The following is a 16315-nucleotide window of genomic DNA, read 5'->3' on the forward strand; positions in this document are numbered from 1 at the left end:
CAAATGTGCGGAAGAACCCCTGATTGTCGCCGGAGTCTCACCTTGATCGCCGCCGTGCACCGATCCCACACAGCGCCGGGAGGAAACGCTTCGCCGCGATCTTGCGCGCTCCCGGAAAAGCATCGAGCGTCTCCTCACGGCCTATCAAGAGAGCCTTCTCTCACTTGAAGAGCTGCGCAGTCGCATGCCCGATTTGCGTAGCCGCGAACAGGCTTGCTTGTCGGCGCTGCAGGCGATCGAAGACCAATCGCAGGAGCAGGAGGTTTGTCTGCGTCTCGCCGAATCCGTGACTAGCTTCCTCGAGCGCCTCCGCTCGTCCGTCGGCGCGCTCGATATAATCGAACGCCAACGCGTGCTGCGCCTTCTCGTGAAGGAAGTCCTCGTTGGCGACGACAAGATCGTCATCCGCCACTCCATCCCCCTCCCACCCACCCCTCCCGGTGGAAAGGCGCCCGGCGCCGCCAATAGCTCCGTGACCGCTCCCCCACCGCAAAGTTATCTTTTGCGTTCAGGGAGCCACCACACCCCCTTGAGGCGTGCCTGTCGTCCTCGCCCGAACCGATCCATCGGGCATCTCGACCGGAGCCTTAAGCCACCGCTCAATGTAGAGCCGGATCCAGTCAGCTTTCGTGTGTCGATAGACCGCGCGCATCAAGAGTTCATGATCGATCGTGTCGAAAAAGCTCTTGATGTCGAGATCTACGACCCAGTCGTGCTGCCAGCACCGCTTACGCGCCTGCTCTATGGCCTGATGGGCCGATTTTCCGGGCCTGTAGCCGTAGGAGTCCGGATCAAATTCTCCATCCAACACCGGCTCCAGACACCGTTTGACCACCATTTGGGCGATACGGTCCGCGACCGTCGGTATGCCAAGAGGACTAACCCCACCGCCGGCCTTAGGAATCTCGACCCGCCGCACTGGTGGCGGGAAGTAACTTCCTGACGCCAACCGATTCCACAGCCGGTAGAGGTGGTTCTCAAGATCGCCGGCAAAGTCTCCGAGACTCTGGCCATCGACGCCCGCCGCCTTTCCCTTCTTCTTCACAAGCTTATAGGCTTCCCACACCATCCGCTTGGTGATAGGCAACGGTTTGCCGGAGTTCACCGTGCTCCTCCCGGTCTTCCCGGTTGGCGCAGTGACGCCGGCAGGATAACGCAACCCCTTTGCTCCACGGCCATTACAGCCGCTTCGTCACTATTACGGGTTGCTCCGCCCCTGACGCATTGCGTCAGGTTCCCACGTTCCGTGTTGAAGCCTGTGACGAGATCATGCCGCCTATGCACCGGCTGCCGCGTGGGCCGTAACCAGGCTCCGCCCACACTCCTCCGAGCGCTACTACCCCACGCCCGTTTTGACAGCGTCTTGAACCCATTTCGAGACGTCATCGGCGGTTCGCTTGCACTCATCTTCTTGTCACTTACCTGACGGTTTCATTCACCGCCTTTTTCCTCATCGCTCACCACCGCACCTTTTGAACGCGGCAGCATGAGGTGGTTTGAAGCCTGCCCCTGCAGGCCGGCTCCGGGAGGCCAAACTCCCATCTTCAATACAGCATCACCGGCGTCGCCGCCGGTGTTCGTGGCACACGGTAATAGGGGTTCTCGATCCAGCGGGCGCACAGCACCTCATCCGAGAGATTGTGCATGTGCTTCAGGATGAACAGGCCGGCGACAAGCCGCGTCGGCAGGCCAGGCTGCCCCGGACGTGTTTGGCACACCGAACCAAAGCGATCATCCAGAAACTTCCAGTCGATCAGCGCCGCCAACCGCACCAGCGGGTGGCCCATGTCGATGATCTGATCGAGGGCCGGAAGCACAGCTCTTTCTGGCGATCATCCCGCGGTTTGCTCATCGCCGTCCCCAATGCCGATGACCGCCGTCAGGGAATCACGAATCGCAAAGAACTTGTCCGGTTCCGGCTCCACGAACTCGACGCGACCAAACGCAAGCCCAACACCTCGACACGGAGGCCTCAATGCTCAGATACTAACATTGCGGTCTCATTCGACAGTCACCGATTTTGCGAGATTACGCGGCTGGTCCACGTCCGTGCCCCTTACGAGGGCGGTATGGTAAGCCAAGAGCTGAACCGGAATGGCATAGACCATCGGCGTAAAGCTTGCGACCATCTCAGGCAGCACAAGGGTCATGAGTGTGTCCACGGTCGCTTCCAAAGCACCCTTCGCATCGGTGATCAGGATGATCTTGCCGCCCCGAGCGGCAACTTCTTGCATGTTCGAGACGGTCTTTTCGAAGACCTTGTCGTAAGGCGCGATCACCACCACAGGCACGGTCTCATCGATCAGCGCGATCGGTCCGTGCTTGAGCTCGCCGGCGGCATAACCTTCTGCATGGATATAGGAAATTTCCTTCAGCTTGAGTGCGCCCTCCAACGCCAGGGGGGCCGACGTGCCCCGACCGAGATAGAGCACGCCCCTTGAGTCGGCGATATAATGCGCGAGCTTCTCGATCTGCGGCTCGATCAACAGCGCCGCAGCAATCAACCGCGGCACTTCGATAAGCTCACGCACGAGCTTCGATTCATCGATCTCAGAGAGATTACCGCGCTCTTTGCCTGCTGCGACGGCAAGCGCTGCCAATACCAACAGCTGGCAGATGAATGCCTTTGTGGAGGCGACGCCGATTTCTGGCCCCGCCAGCGTCAGCAGAACGGATTCGCTCTCACGTGCAATCGTCGAGGTCGGGACGTTGACCACAGATATCGTGTGCACGCCCTGGCCCCTGGCGTATCGCAACGCAGCTAGTGTGTCAGCGGTTTCGCCCGACTGCGAGATGACGATGGCGAGATCCCCCCGGCGCAGAGGCGCCTCCCGATAGCGGAACTCGGACGCTACATCGATCTCGACAGGCAAGCGCGCCAGCCGCTCAAACCAGTATTTGGCAATGTGCCCGGCATAGCTTGCAGTGCCGCACGCGATAATTGAGATGCGCTGAATGGATTTAAAGTCGAACGGCAATGTGAGCGGCAGGGCGACGCGCTTGGCCGCCATGTCGAGATAATGCGCCAATGTCTTGCCGGCCACTGTTGGCTGCTCGTGGATTTCCTTGGCCATGAAGTGGCGATAATTCGCTTTGTCCACAAGGAGTGACGATACGCCAGACTTTGATGTTTCCCGCTGGACGACGGAGCCGTCTGCGCTATAAATCACGCACGTCGTGCGCGTCAGCACGGCCCAGTCGCCGTCTTCAAGATAGGTAATGGTGTCGGTCAAAGGCGCGAGCGCGAGCGCGTCCGATCCTAGATACACTTCGCCGTTACCATGTCCGATCGCAAGGGGCGACCCTCTGCGCGCACCGATCAAAAGATCGTCGTGGTCCTTGAAAAGGAATGCCAGCGCGAAGGCACCGCGCAGGCGCGGCAGCGACGCTTGTACCGCATCCTGCGGCGAGTAGCCATTCTTGAGATAAGATTCGACGAGATGTGCCACCACCTCGGTGTCCGTCTCTGAGTCAAAATGGGCTCCATTCCGCTCCAGCTGGGTCCGCAGCTCGCTGAAATTCTCAATGATTCCGTTATGAACGACCGCTACATTTTCCGTCGCATGCGGATGAGCATTGCTCTCGGTCGGCTTTCCATGAGTCGCCCAGCGGGTGTGACCAATACCGGTACGACCCGACGGCGGATAATAGCGCAGCCGCTCCTCAAGGTTTCTCAGCTTACCTTCAGCGCGTCGCCGCTCGATACGGAGACCTTCGAGAGTCGCGAGGCCTGCGGAGTCGTAGCCACGATATTCCAATCGCTTGAGCGACGCGACCAACTGCTCACCGACCGGACCACGCCCCAAGATGCCAACAATGCCACACATATCGATCAACGCTGCCCAAGTTCAAGAAGCCCGACGTTCCTCCTCACAGGAACCCCGTTATGAAATTCGCTCGCCCGGTGGTAACAGGCGTCAAGTTCGGGATCTTTCGCGGCCGCCCGCATCGCCGCCGCATTCACAAGCGCGAGTCAGATTTCTTCGGCCACCATCACTTCGCCCGGCTACATTCCGCTTTTGGCTGCCGATCGAGTAAACTGTGATGCGGGCTGCGAATAGCGTGACCGCTTCGAGGAGAGCCAGATACGCAGATGCGCTTGCCCGGTGAAATACAATTCCGACACAAACAAACTCGCTCCGTTGCGACGACAGCTGTCGTCGTCGCAACAAGCCGCTGCGAGGATACATCGTGCAGATAGTCTGGCTCCATGGATTGAGGACATTCGAACAGATAGGCAGGTCACAGGTCAATTATGCTACGGTAAAACATCTTCTGGTTTGCTCACCATCACTGATGAGCCATTTCACGACTTGCAGCTCAAGTTTCCAAGAAAGTGAGCAGCGATACCGGCGAACCGGGCGGCAGTTGATGTGGGAGTCATTGAGTCCTTGCGTCTCACTGATAGACTCTTCGAGAGGCTCACGTTCGTCTGGGCCTTGGTTCATTGCAGATAGAAAGAAGACACGCTGCCCGTGGCTTCTACATCGTCTGCTGCCGATATATTTGCGCAGCCGCTCTAGCAAGAATTGTCCTATGTCACTGGAAACATTTTGCCGGCGCTGGTTTAAGATGGCTCATCATACTCGGACCGAGGCAAGTCACGCTCGTCGAGACTAAACGATTGGCGTCGGAGCTCTATTGTACGAACGTAAACTTTCGATATCGGAACGTTCGAGGATTTATACCAACGTTTGCTACTCTTTCTCATTTTGTCTTGCGTCGACCGTCCACTGCCGCGAGTTGATATTGGCAAAGGCACTGATCACCGTTGACGAGTCACCGCCAAGCCAGGGTGTTCTATTCGGAGATTAACGGTACGGGCGCTTTGTAGATTACGAAATGATGCGCAGGCTTGACGTGTGCTCGCCTGCATCGCGTGATGCCGACAAACGCATTGACGACCGCGGCCTCAGCTCGTCACTCTCCCAAGCCATGGCGAGAGCACGCGAATGCGTAGATGCGCTTGAGAATAGATAAGGAACACAGACCGTCGGCTTCTATCTCATTGGAAATATCGCCCGCGGGGGAAGCGCGCCCTGACGCTCGTAACTGCGTTTGCCATCCATCTCGCCTGCTTCGGATCATCGCGGATATCAGGCAGGTTGCGAGGGTTAGTTGACTTTCATGTTTGGAAGCTCAATGTGTTGGCTTCTCCAGTCTAATATAAATTAATGTATATAGTGTGCATTTCCTACATGATGTGTATGACTGGAGCTAATGATCGCTTTCCTCTAATTGCCGGTGGAGCGCGCTTGCGCATCTAGATTTATCGACAAACGGCTTCGCAATAGCATTTCACAGGTAGGCTTTCTTTCCGACGCAACTAAGAGAGACCATGGCGACTCAGGACTCAAAGCGGCGCGTTGCGCTGATCACCGGCGTCACCGGGCAGGACGGCGCATATCTCGCCGAGTATCTGCTAGGTCTCGGCTACACCGTGCACGGGATCAAGCGCCGGTCGTCCTCGTTCAACACAGCGCGCATCGATCATCTCTACCAGGATCCGCATGCCGGCAACCTGCCGTTTCTGATGCACTATGGTGACATGACGGATTCGACCAATCTGATTCGGCTGGTGCAGCAGATCCGGCCGACCGAGATCTACAACTTGGCCGCCCAGAGCCACGTCCACGTCAGTTTCGAGAGCCCGGAATATACCGCCAATGCCGACGCGATCGGTGTGCTGCGCCTTTTGGAAGCGATCCGCATCCTCGGCATGGAAAATGAGACGCGGTTCTACCAGGCCTCGACCTCGGAGCTTTACGGGCTGGTGCAAGAGGTGCCGCAGAAGGAAACCACGCCATTCTATCCGCGCTCGCCCTATGGCGTCGCCAAGCTTTATGGCTACTGGATCACAGTGAACTACCGTGAGGCCTATGGCATGTTCGCCAGCAACGGCATCCTGTTCAACCATGAGAGCCCGACCCGCGGCGAGACCTTCGTGACGCGCAAGATCACCCGCGCCGTCGCCCGCATCGAGGTCGGCCTCGAGAACACGCTCTATCTCGGCAATCTCGACGCCAAGCGCGACTGGGGCCATGCTCGCGATTATGTCGAGGGCATGCACAGGATCCTGCAGGTCGACGAGCCCGGCGACTTCGTGCTCGCGACCGGCGAGGCGCGGTCGGTCCGCGAGTTCGCCGAGCTGGCGTTTGCCGAGGTCGGGCGCAGCATCGAATGGCGCGGCAAGGGCGTCGAAGAGGTCGGTGTGGACAAGGCGTCCGGCAAGACACTGGTGCAGATCGATCCGACCTATTTGCGTCCGACCGAGGTTGATCTCCTGATCGGCGATGCAAGCAAGGCGCGCGCGAAGCTCGGCTGGGCTCCGAAGACGCCGCTCTCGCAACTGGTGAGGGAAATGGTCGCCAGCGATCTGGTCCAAGCCAGGCAGGGGGCGGCCAATGGCAAGCACGGCGTTTGAACTGAAGGGCAAGACGGTTTTCGTTGCCGGCCATCGCGGCATGGTCGGCGCGGCGCTGATGCGCCGGCTGGCACGCGAACAGGCCGACCTCTTGACGGTGTCGCGCAGCGAGCTCGACCTGCGCGACCAGGCCACGGTGAACGCCTGGTTTGCCGCGAAGCGGCCGCAAGCCGTGTTCCTCGCCGCCGCCAAGGTCGGCGGCATCGTCGCTAACAACACGCTGCGCGCCGAGTTTCTCCACGACAATCTGGCGATATCGAGCAACGTGATCCAGGCGGCGCATGCCAATGGATGCGAGAAGCTGATGTTCTTCGGCTCCTCCTGCATCTATCCGCGCCTGGCGCCGCAGCCGCTGCGAGAGGATTCGATGCTGACCGGCCCGCTGGAGCCGACCAACGAACCCTATGCCATCGCCAAGATCGCCGGCATCAAGATGGCCCAGGCCTATCGCAGCCAGTACGGCGCCGATTTCATCAGCGTGATGCCGACCAACCTCTACGGCCCCGGCGACAATTATCACCCTGAATACAGCCATGTCGTCGCCGGGCTAATCCGCCGCTTCCACGAGGCCAAAATTTCGGGCGCCGGCAAAGTCGTGGTGTGGGGTACCGGCACGCCGCGCCGCGAATTCCTCTATGTCGATGATCTCGCCGACGCCTGCATCCATCTGATGAAGACCTATTCCTCGCCGGAACTGGTCAATATCGGTACTGGCAAGGACATCAGCATCGCCGAGTTCGCACTCATGGTCGCGGCCGCCGTCGGTTTTCGCGGTGAAATCAGCTTCGACACGTCGCGCCCGGACGGCACGCCGCGCAAGCTGCTCGACGTGGGTCGGCTGTCCGGGCTCGGTTGGCGCGCCACGACCTCGCTGGAGGACGGGATTCAGCTGGCATACCGGGCGTATCGCGCTGACAGCGATGGAGGCACCAGAGTGATTCGCTTGTTCCCAGATAAGGGGCCGATCCTACGATCAATCGGCGGTGAACATCCGGCCTAGCGGACCCGCCGCTCACGTAACGATCAATCGTGATTCGCAGTTGACGAACGTTCATTGTCAACAACGCCCTCAGTTGGCCCCCAAGAAACCGAGTGACGCGGTGTATCCAAGCTCCGACGCAGCCAGCCGACTTGCAGGAAAAGGAAAATGATCATGATCGAGACGTGCTGCCATCAATTGAGGCTCATCGACTCTAAGTCTCAAACGCCGATGGACGATCATTAGCCGGAAGCGTGCCGGTGCCCCTTTCCTCTCGAGCAATGTTTTAGCGATGGTCTGTCATCATCATCCTCGCCGACAGCGTAACGATGGACATGAGCACGCCTAACATCCCGAACGCCAGGGGCAAGCCAAACATGTGTGCGATGAGCCCGATGCCGGCTGGCCCGACGAGTATACCCGTGTAGCCGCCTGTCGTGATGACCGCGATCGCTATGCCTGCTGGCATCACCTTCTGTTTGCCGGCGCGGCGACACAGTACGGGAACAACATTTGAAATACCCAATCCAATAAGCAGGAACCCCGCCATAGCAATCAACGCAACGGGCGCGGCCACCACAGCCAAGAAGCCTGTCACGATTGGCAGAGTCCCGAGCATCAATGTGGCACGGTCGCCGATTCGCGCCACCACGGCATCTCCGCTGAGACGCCCTGCGGTCATGGCGATTGAGAAGAGCATACAACCAATGCCCCCGTGCGCCTCCGCGAGAAGATCTCGTTCAACGAGAAGCAAAGCGCTCCAATCGAGCATTGCACCTTCGACAAGAAAGGTGATAGCCGCGAGCACAGCTATCAGCAACACACTGCGATGGGGCAAGACAAACAATGGTCCCTGCTGTCTCGAACCCGTCGCGAGCAACCTCGGCCAGGCCGACACAATCACGATCGTCATTAACGCCGAACAGACCAACGTCGAAAAAAGCGAGCCAAGCTGCAGCGAGAGGAACGAGGTCACGACAGCAGAGCCGGTGAATTCGCCAATGCTATACTGAGCGTGGAAGCCGGACATCAATGGACGGCCGGTGGCGCGCTCCGATTCAATCGCATGAATGTTCATGGCTACATCGATTGAGCCGATTGAAACGCCGAAAGCAAACAGCGTGGCGCCGAGCTTGACAGGTGTGTCGGCAATTGCAAGGCACGGCAGGATGATCGCGAGTCCAAGTCCACCCGCGAGGATAATGGGCTTGCTGCCATACCGGGCATTCGACACGCTGGTCATAAGCATCGCGATGACGGATCCCGTTCCGAGGCAGAGCAGCAGTAGACCAAGCATGCGGTCATCCAGCGCGAGCCGCTCCTTGGCGATTGGCACTAAAGGCGCCCAGGCCGCGAGGCCGAATCCGGCCACAAAAAATGTCAGCCGCGTCCCAAGCACGCCGGCAGACCAATTGGCAGATGGTATCACGGACGCTCCTGAAAGAACGGGCTCGCGAGCGCGGCGCCCCTCATCCTGCGTGCGTCACAAGCGGCGCGCGACTCGACGATGATGGCCTCAAGTTGACGTTCTTCATCACTGCAAATGCGATGCCGTCACAAATGCTGGACTACGTCACAGGGCGAGCGACAAGTAGGGGTGATGGTCGAGCCCGTGGGGGCGGTGTTTCGGCTAATCTTTCCCGGATGAGCTGGCCATACGAAGATGATAGCTTTTTGCTGGTTTGCGACAGCCGGAGGCGCAACGCTCAGTATGGGCTGTCGCAAAGCCTACAAAGCCAACGGCGCCCCACGCCTGTAGTTGGCGCTAACACGGCCGTAGGTTTTCCGACAGCTTTTGCAAAATCGGAAGCTCTCATCGCGAGTAACTGCGCCGACCCGCGAGATCAATACAACGAGGACCGCTATCACGCGCAAGCCGTCAATGTCGGCCCGATACTTTTGATATTCGATTGTCCCGGCTCAGGCGGCCAGAAGGTTCCCCATTGGTGTAGAAAACCAGCGCAAGGGGTACCGTGAGCGACGAAAGCCGTAGCCGATGGCTCCATTTACAAAGGCCGCAAAACACGTCGTTGCGGCCAGAAACCACATAGCAGGATCACACTCAGGCATTTCCTTAACTTTCCCACACCGGAGGGCGTCGGGTCACGCGTCGGGGGACCAGCGCGGCCATTGGTCATCTGGATTGCGGCAGATTCTTACCATTCGCATAGCAGCTCCGGCCGTCTTCGCAATGGCAGTGGTCAGCACAGGTTCAGGAGTTGCTCCTACTCTCGACTTCGGTCGTACAACAGAAGCTGTGCTGCCCTTCCCAATACCCGACTGCGATCACTCAGCAATACGTGTCAGCCTGTTCTTCGGTTTGTCGACAATGGTCGTGTCGAAGCCGTAAGTGCGTCGGTCATGGATACGGGGGCTCCTGACGACCGTCGCCCCACGGAATTGAACTCGTGTCGAATCCTAAGCGGTTCAGCGTCACCTTTTTCAGCTAGCAACGCAACGCGGTCGGACGGAAGCAAACAATTCTCCTTAAAGAGCACTTGGGATAAATGGCAAGGCCACCTTTTATCAGGCGAGCATCAGTTCCCTTCTTCCCCCGGCGAGGTCTAGAGCGTTCCGCCGCCGTGAATGTACGGTGCGATTCCTTGACAGAGCAGGCGCGGATCACCGATGACGTATTCTTCGCCGGGCACCTGATGGTTGCCAAGCTCTGCATCACGGGCTTGAAGATCTCGATGCGCAAGGGAGCTTGAAGCGGTCGCACGCTCCTTCGCTCACCACACTGAGCGAAATCTATTCTATCGTCATTGCTTGGCCATCTGGGCATCAGCAGCGCCAGTGAGGTCGAGCTCGGCGGCGATCGTCGCGCGGCCGGAGCTCGCATCGGCACGGTGATCGGACGCGATCGCGACATAGACCGCCGGCAGCACGAAGAGCGTGAACAGCGTGCCGACAGACATGCCAGCGACGAGCACGAGCCCGATCGAGAAGCGGCTCGCGGCGCCAGCTCCCGTTGCAGTCAACAAGGGTATGAAGCCCGTCACCATTGCCGCCGTGGTCATCAAGATTGGACGCAGTCGGACGCGCGCCGCCATCTCTATAGCCGAGCGACGGTCAAGTCTCTCCTTGAGCTGCAGCTCATTGGCGAACTGAACCATCAAGATGCCGTGTTTGGAGATCAACCCGACCAGTGTCAACAGTCCGACCTGGGTGTAGATGTTCATAGTCGCCCAGCCAAAGAATGGCGGGATCAAGGCACCGACGATTGCCATCGGCACGCTGATCATGATGATAAGGGGATCGCGCAGACTTTCGAACTGCGCCGCAAGCACCAAGAATATGATGATGAGTGCAAATGCAAAGGTAATCGCCAGTTGGTTACCCTCGTGCACATATTGGCGGGCGTCGGCGAGAAAGTCGTGGCTGAAGCCTGCGGGCAGTTTCTTTGCCTCGGCTTCCAGGAAGTCCACAGCCTGACCGATCGTGACGCCGGGCATCGGCACGGCCTGAAAGGTCGCGCAGTTGAGCTGATTGTAGTGGGTGAGCGCGTTCGGATCGGTCGCAGTCTCGGTGGAGACTACGGTAGACAGCGGGAGCATCGAGCCCGTCGCAGTCTTCACATAATAGCTCCCAATTGCTTGCGGGGCCAGGCGTTCCTCGCGCGGCACCTGCGGGATCACCTGGTAGGAGCGACCCTGCAAATTGAAGCGATTGACGTAGTTTCCGCCAAGTAAGGTGGCGAGCGCGTTACCGATGGTCTGCATGGTGATGCCAAGTTCGTTGGCCTTGGATCGATCAACCTTGATTCGTACTACCGGCTGGTTGAACTCGAGGTCGGAGTCGCTCACCATGAACAGACCGCTCTTGCGCGCGGCATCCTTCAGCTTCGACATCTGCTCGTAGACGGATTGGAAGCCAAGCGTCGAATTGATCACCATCTGCACTGGTAGGCCACCCGAGCCGCCCGGAAGCGGCGGCAAGCTAAAGGCAAACGCGTTAATGCCTTCGATTTTCGACAGCTCGGCTTGGACAAGGGACTTTAGCGCGGTCGATGATCGCTTGCGCTCGTCCCATGGCTTGAGCAACATGCCGGCCATGCCACTCTGCTGGCCGCTAAAGCCATTGAGCACGAAGCTCAAATCAGTCTCGGAAAACTTCTGGAACGCTTTTTCGAGCTTGGTGCCGTAATAGTCGAGGTAGTCGATATTGGCGTATTTCGGCGCCTTGGTTAGTGCGAATACGACACCTTGATCCTCCTCGGGCGCGAGTTCCTTGGAAGTATTCATATATAGAAAGCCGACGAGGCCCAACATGGTCAGCGCAAACAGCCCGGTAATCGGACAGTAGTCGAGCGAGCGGTCGAGCTTGCGGCCGTACCATCGTGTCAAGGCGCCGAACCCGCGGTTCACAAACCCTGCAAACCGCCCCCTCTCGGCGCGCTTCAGAAAGAGCGAGCACATCATTGGCGACAGCGTCAAAGCGATTACGCCCGACACGATCACCGCTCCCGCTAGCGTAAACGCGAACTCGCGGAACAACGCACCGGTGAGACCGCCGAGAAATCCGATTGGGGCATATACAGCAGCCAAGGTAATCGTCATGGAGACAACGGGGCCGACGATCTCGCGCGCGCCCCTTGTAGCAGCCTGGAGGGGCGGCGCCCCCTCTTCTAAATGGCGATGAATGTTCTCAACCACCACGATCGCGTCATCGACCACGAGACCGATCGCGAGAACCATCGCAAGGAGAGTCAGGAGATTGAATGAAAACCCCAGCACCAGCATCACGCTGCAGACACCAACGAGCGATAACGGAATAGCGACTACAGGAATGATGACCGACCGCAGCGAGGCCAGGAATAGGAAGATCACCGCCACCACGACCACAACGGCCTCAATGAGCGTCTTCTCCACTTCATCGATCGACGATTGAATGAATTTGGTGGAGTCGTAGGCCACTTTCATCTTCAGTGACGGCGGCAGGTTACGCTCCATTTCTGGAAACAGCGCCCGAACGCCTCGCACTATGCTTTGCGGATTGCCTTGCGGGCTTGCCTGAACGCCGATAAAGACCGCGTGCTCGCCGTTCATGGCGACGCTCATGTCTGTGGTCTGCGCGGCAAGCTCGACTATCGCAATGTCCTCCATGCGCACGAAGCCCCCGTCATTGGCTTTGACGATCATGCGCTTGAAGTCATCGACACTCCGCAGATCCGTGTTTGCAGTGACATCGGAAATGGTGAAATTGCCCTTGGTCTGGCCGGCCGCGGCCTGGAAGTTGTTAGCGGCGATTGCAGCCGAAACTTCAGCCGGCGACACGCCGTACCCTGCCATTCTCGCAGGATCGAGCCATAGCCGCATCGCAAAACTCTGACCGCCCAAGATGTCTGCCGCTGCGACGCCATCGACGGTTGACATAACGGGTTGCACGACGCGCGAGAGGTAGTCGGAGATCGCGCTGGCCGTCAATTCCTCGCTGGAGAAGGCGATATACATTACAGCGGTGATCTGACCGGTCGACTTAGTGACGACCGGATCGTTTGATTCCTTCGGGATCAAATATTTGACTGAGTTGACCTTGGAGAGCACCTCGGTGAGCGCCTCGTTGGGATCGAAATTCAGCTTGATGTAGACTTGGATCGTCGAGGTACCGAGCACCGATGAGGAACTGATGTAGTCGACGCCCTCGGCGGAAGCGACTGCCTGCTCCAGGGGAGTGGTGATGAACCCCTGGATCATGTCGGCGGAGGCGCCAGGATAGGAAGTCGTGATATTGACGACCGTATTAGATAGCTTGGGAAATTGCCGGATCGGCAGTACGGTGGCCGCGCGCAAGCCAATCAGCAGGATCAGGACACTGACGACGATAGACAATACCGGACGTTTGATGAAAAGCTCGGTAAATGCCATCGCGACTCGCATTTCAAGAGGGGGATGCAACTACGCCAGCAACTTGCGCTACGGCAGCGATCATCAATGCGGCGACTGCGCTAAAGCCCGTAGTATGAGGGGAGCGTTATCGGCCACTCTAAGGGCTCACACGTTCCTGAGCATAGCGTGCCCAATCCTCCGCTTCTCCATCTTCGTCGCTTGCATAAACGTTGGCTGAGCTGTTCTGATCGCTGATCGCGATCTCGAATAGTGGGTACCTTCTTAAGATAAAGCCCCTGTCTTTTTTGCGTGCAATCGGCCAAAGGTCCGGTTCAAGATGTTCGTCCTCACACCTGATTGGAACGCAACGACTTCTAGCAAGGTATCAGTTTAGGCTTCGCACCGACTCGTCGATCGAATGATCCAGGTTCGACATCGAAAGTACAAACGACCTGACGGGTCCTCAACTCTACAAAGGTAAGTCGGTAATATAGCATGGGCTGCAAAACACTATACCAAGGTTTGTCGAAACGGTCTCTGGTCGCAGCCGCGAGAAACTTGTGATGTTGCCAAATGCAAAGTTCTCGGTCCCACAATATTCCGCAAGCACCCCCTATCGCATCGCTAACTCTCTGAACAACGTCGGCTCGGGGTTCGCCCTTTGCTACCAGGTCGACACGTCTGTAAAAAGTTGCCTTGAGCACTTCTTCCAGCTCAATATGCTGCGTACGGTTTGACTACGCATTGCGCTACGGAGTTGGCGACGCCAGTATTACGTTGTCGATCAGCCGGGTCGAGCCGACGTAGGCTGCCGCACAAAGCGCCGCGGGGCGTCGCAGTGGACTATCGGCGGTGTTGAGCGTGTCACCGTCGACAAGTTCAAGATACTGCAGTCGGTCAACTGCCTCTAAATGCCCCTTGGCGATAGCAATCAGCCTTTCTACGTTGCGCTCTCCAGAGCGAAATTCATCGAGCGCGGCGGATAGCCCACGATTGATCGTAAGGGCCCGCTGACGTTCTTCCTTGCTGAGATACCGGTTGCGACTGCTCATCGCGAGCCCATCCTGTTCGCGAACGGTTGGTACGGTGACGATCTCGATGGGGAGATTGAGATCAACCGCCATGCGACGCACGACTGCACATTGCTGAAAATCCTTCTGGCCAAAAAACACGACGTCGGGCTGCACCATGTTGAACAACTTGCATACGACAGTCGCGACACCGCGAAAATGTCCAGGCCTGAATGCTCCGCACAGAGGTTTCGCTAGGTCGCCCGGTTCAATGAAAGTCTCGAAATGGCTCGGATAGACTTCCTGTGCATCCGGCGCAAAGAGGATCGCAACCCCGGCATCGCGGCACAGTCCCTCATCGCGCAAGAAGTCGCGCGGATAGGTGCTGAGATCCTCGTTTGGTCCGAACTGAGTGGGGTTGACGAAGATGCTGACGACCGTGACGTCGCATTGCCCCTGGCTCGCCGCGATCAGCGCCAAGTGGCCATCGTGGAGATAGCCCATTGTCGGCACGAATCCGACCCGTTGATCGGCACTGCGGGCTTTTGCGAGAGTGCGGCGAAGCTCAGCGACCGTCGCGATTGTTTGCATGTCGACCTTTACATCGGTTTGGGTTGGACGGCGCCCAGTTGGTAATTGCCTCGCCGACGCCTTCAGGAAGTCGATAGGACTCTTGCGGTCCCGGGAATGCACCACTGCGGACATCCGCGGCCCAGCGCGAAAGCGCATCATGCAACTGCTGGAAGCCTTCCGCATAGGCGCGAACGAATTTGGGGCGTTGACCTTCGGTCAGGCCCAGCACGTCGTGAAACACGAGCACCTGCCCCGAACAGTCCGGGCCGGCGCCGATTCCGATCGTCGGTATTGTCAAGGAGTCGGTTGCTCGAGCAGCAAGCTCGGCCGGAATGCCTTCCAACACCAAAGCGAAACAGCCGGCCTCCTGCAGACGGTGAGCATCATCGAGCAACCGCAGCGCTTCATCCGCTTTCCGGCCCTGCACCTTGAAGCCGCCCATGACATTGACGCTCTGGGGCATAAGGCCCAGATGACCCATCACCGGAATCTCGCAATCGACAAGGGCACGTACCATCTCGATACGCTTGCCGCCGCCCTCGAGTTTCACCGCGGCTGCGCCTCGCTGCAGGAATCCGCCGGCATTGCGTATGGTTTCCTCGACGCTGAGGTGGAAGCTAAGAAACGGCATAGCGGCGACGAGTAAAGCTCGAGGCTTGCTGCGTGCAACGGCTTCCAGATGATGGTTCATCATCGCCACGCTCACCGGTAGCGTGTTTTCAAATCCAAGGCAAACGTTACCGACACTATCACCGACGAGAATTATATCGACGGAAGGATCCGCGATACGCGCCAGAACCGCGTCGTAGGCAGTGGTCATGACGACACGCCGGCTCTCCTCTTTCCACTTCTGCAGCATGGGAATCGTGATGCGCTCAACCGGCTGCTCTAAAACGTGGCTCATTGGACCCCCATCGCGTCGACGACTTCAGTTCGATTATGCGGCGCGAAGTCGCCTGCTGCTTCCGAACTGACCGAGTATGTCAGGTGTTCAGTAATCTGGTTGCTGCGATCGAAAGGGCGACTCTTCGGCCTTAACTCAACAATTTTCTGCTCGTCCAAGAAGGACGAACTGCAAGCAATGAGTTGGTCGCCGACTTGGCAGATCCGCGCCGCAGCGCCGTTGAGGACACAGCAACGTGATCCGCGTACGCCGAGAATGACGTAAGTCGAGATTCGTGCCCCGGATTTCTTGTTCCAGGTCTCCACGAACTCCGTCGGTAGAATGCCCGCCTCGTGACAGCGACCTGGATCGAGGGTGACGGAACCGGGATAATAAAGATTGGTCTCTGTGACATGGATGCCGTGCAGCTTAGCAGAGAGCACTTTTCTCATTTGAAATATCGTTGAGCCTTTGCGCACCTGGTGCTTCCTAGGGAGCTTGGAAGAAAATTGTCAACCGGCGAAGATAAAAAGAAATCGACGCCTCGAAAATGGCCCGCGAACGGATGGAAATTCCTTTTGGTTGCGCGATCACCAGACGAAGACTTTCTCGGCCGGT

Annotated in this window: 10 protein-coding genes and 1 pseudogene; 2 read left to right on the top strand and 9 right to left on the bottom strand. The window is 58.2% G+C overall.

Annotation, left to right across the window (positions count from 1 at the left end; translation table 11 throughout):
• Positions 1 to 160: 160 nt before the first annotated feature.
• The 4 genes and pseudogenes from WN73_RS13940 to glmS all read right to left on the bottom strand — a co-directional run bounded on the left by WN73_RS13940 (position 161) and on the right by glmS (position 3827).
• Positions 161 to 412 (bottom strand): hypothetical protein, encoded by a 252-nt coding sequence (locus tag WN73_RS13940; RefSeq protein WP_271553292.1) that lies wholly within the window; start codon positions 410 to 412, stop codon positions 161 to 163.
• Between the two features lie 96 nt (positions 413 to 508).
• Positions 509 to 1105, bottom strand: coding sequence for a reverse transcriptase domain-containing protein (locus tag WN73_RS13945; protein ID WP_271553293.1), 597 nt, complete (start codon positions 1103 to 1105; stop codon positions 509 to 511).
• A 481-nt stretch (positions 1106 to 1586) separates the two neighbouring features.
• A pseudogene (locus WN73_RS13950) lies at positions 1587 to 1852 on the bottom strand (transposase); the annotation flags it as partial.
• 148 nt (positions 1853 to 2000) lie between these two features.
• Positions 2001 to 3827 (bottom strand): glutamine--fructose-6-phosphate transaminase (isomerizing), encoded by a 1827-nt coding sequence (glmS, locus tag WN73_RS13955; protein WP_161536955.1) that lies wholly within the window; start codon positions 3825 to 3827, stop codon positions 2001 to 2003.
• A gap of 1511 nt (positions 3828 to 5338) precedes the next feature.
• Between glmS and gmd the strand changes: the two genes are divergently transcribed.
• Both gmd and WN73_RS13965 read left to right on the top strand, forming a co-directional pair.
• Complete coding sequence (gene gmd / locus WN73_RS13960; protein WP_271553294.1) at positions 5339 to 6424, top strand: GDP-mannose 4,6-dehydratase; 1086 nt, start codon at positions 5339 to 5341, stop codon at positions 6422 to 6424.
• Positions 6405 to 7424: a GDP-L-fucose synthase family protein gene (locus WN73_RS13965; RefSeq protein WP_271553295.1), complete on the top strand. Its 1020-nt coding sequence runs from the start codon at positions 6405 to 6407 to the stop codon at positions 7422 to 7424. Before gmd ends, WN73_RS13965 begins: the two co-directional genes overlap by 20 nt.
• 265 nt (positions 7425 to 7689) lie before the next feature.
• Here the strand turns inward: WN73_RS13965 and WN73_RS13970 are convergent, their stop codons facing one another.
• The 5 genes from WN73_RS13970 to WN73_RS13990 all read right to left on the bottom strand — a co-directional run bounded on the left by WN73_RS13970 (position 7690) and on the right by WN73_RS13990 (position 16149).
• Positions 7690 to 8829, bottom strand: a complete 1140-nt coding sequence (locus WN73_RS13970) for an MFS transporter (RefSeq protein WP_271553310.1) — start codon at positions 8827 to 8829, stop codon at positions 7690 to 7692.
• A 1336-nt stretch (positions 8830 to 10165) separates the two neighbouring features.
• Positions 10166 to 13270, bottom strand: a complete 3105-nt coding sequence (locus WN73_RS13975) for an efflux RND transporter permease subunit (protein ID WP_161533233.1) — start codon at positions 13268 to 13270, stop codon at positions 10166 to 10168.
• Positions 13271 to 13980: 710 nt separating this feature from the next.
• On the bottom strand, positions 13981 to 14832 hold the full coding sequence (gene panC, locus WN73_RS13980) for a pantoate--beta-alanine ligase (RefSeq protein ID WP_271553297.1): 852 nt from the start codon (positions 14830 to 14832) through the stop codon (positions 13981 to 13983).
• Positions 14807 to 15718, bottom strand: a complete 912-nt coding sequence (panB, locus tag WN73_RS13985) for a 3-methyl-2-oxobutanoate hydroxymethyltransferase (RefSeq protein ID WP_271553298.1) — start codon at positions 15716 to 15718, stop codon at positions 14807 to 14809. The genes panC and panB overlap by 26 nt, the downstream gene beginning before the upstream one ends.
• Complete coding sequence (locus tag WN73_RS13990) at positions 15715 to 16149, bottom strand: aspartate 1-decarboxylase (protein ID WP_271553299.1); 435 nt, start codon at positions 16147 to 16149, stop codon at positions 15715 to 15717. The genes panB and WN73_RS13990 overlap by 4 nt, the downstream gene beginning before the upstream one ends.
• Positions 16150 to 16315 lie beyond the last annotated feature (166 nt).

Source organism: Bradyrhizobium sp. CCBAU 45394 (assembly GCF_028128655.1).
In the GTDB taxonomy this organism is placed as follows: domain Bacteria; phylum Pseudomonadota; class Alphaproteobacteria; order Rhizobiales; family Xanthobacteraceae; genus Bradyrhizobium; species Bradyrhizobium diazoefficiens.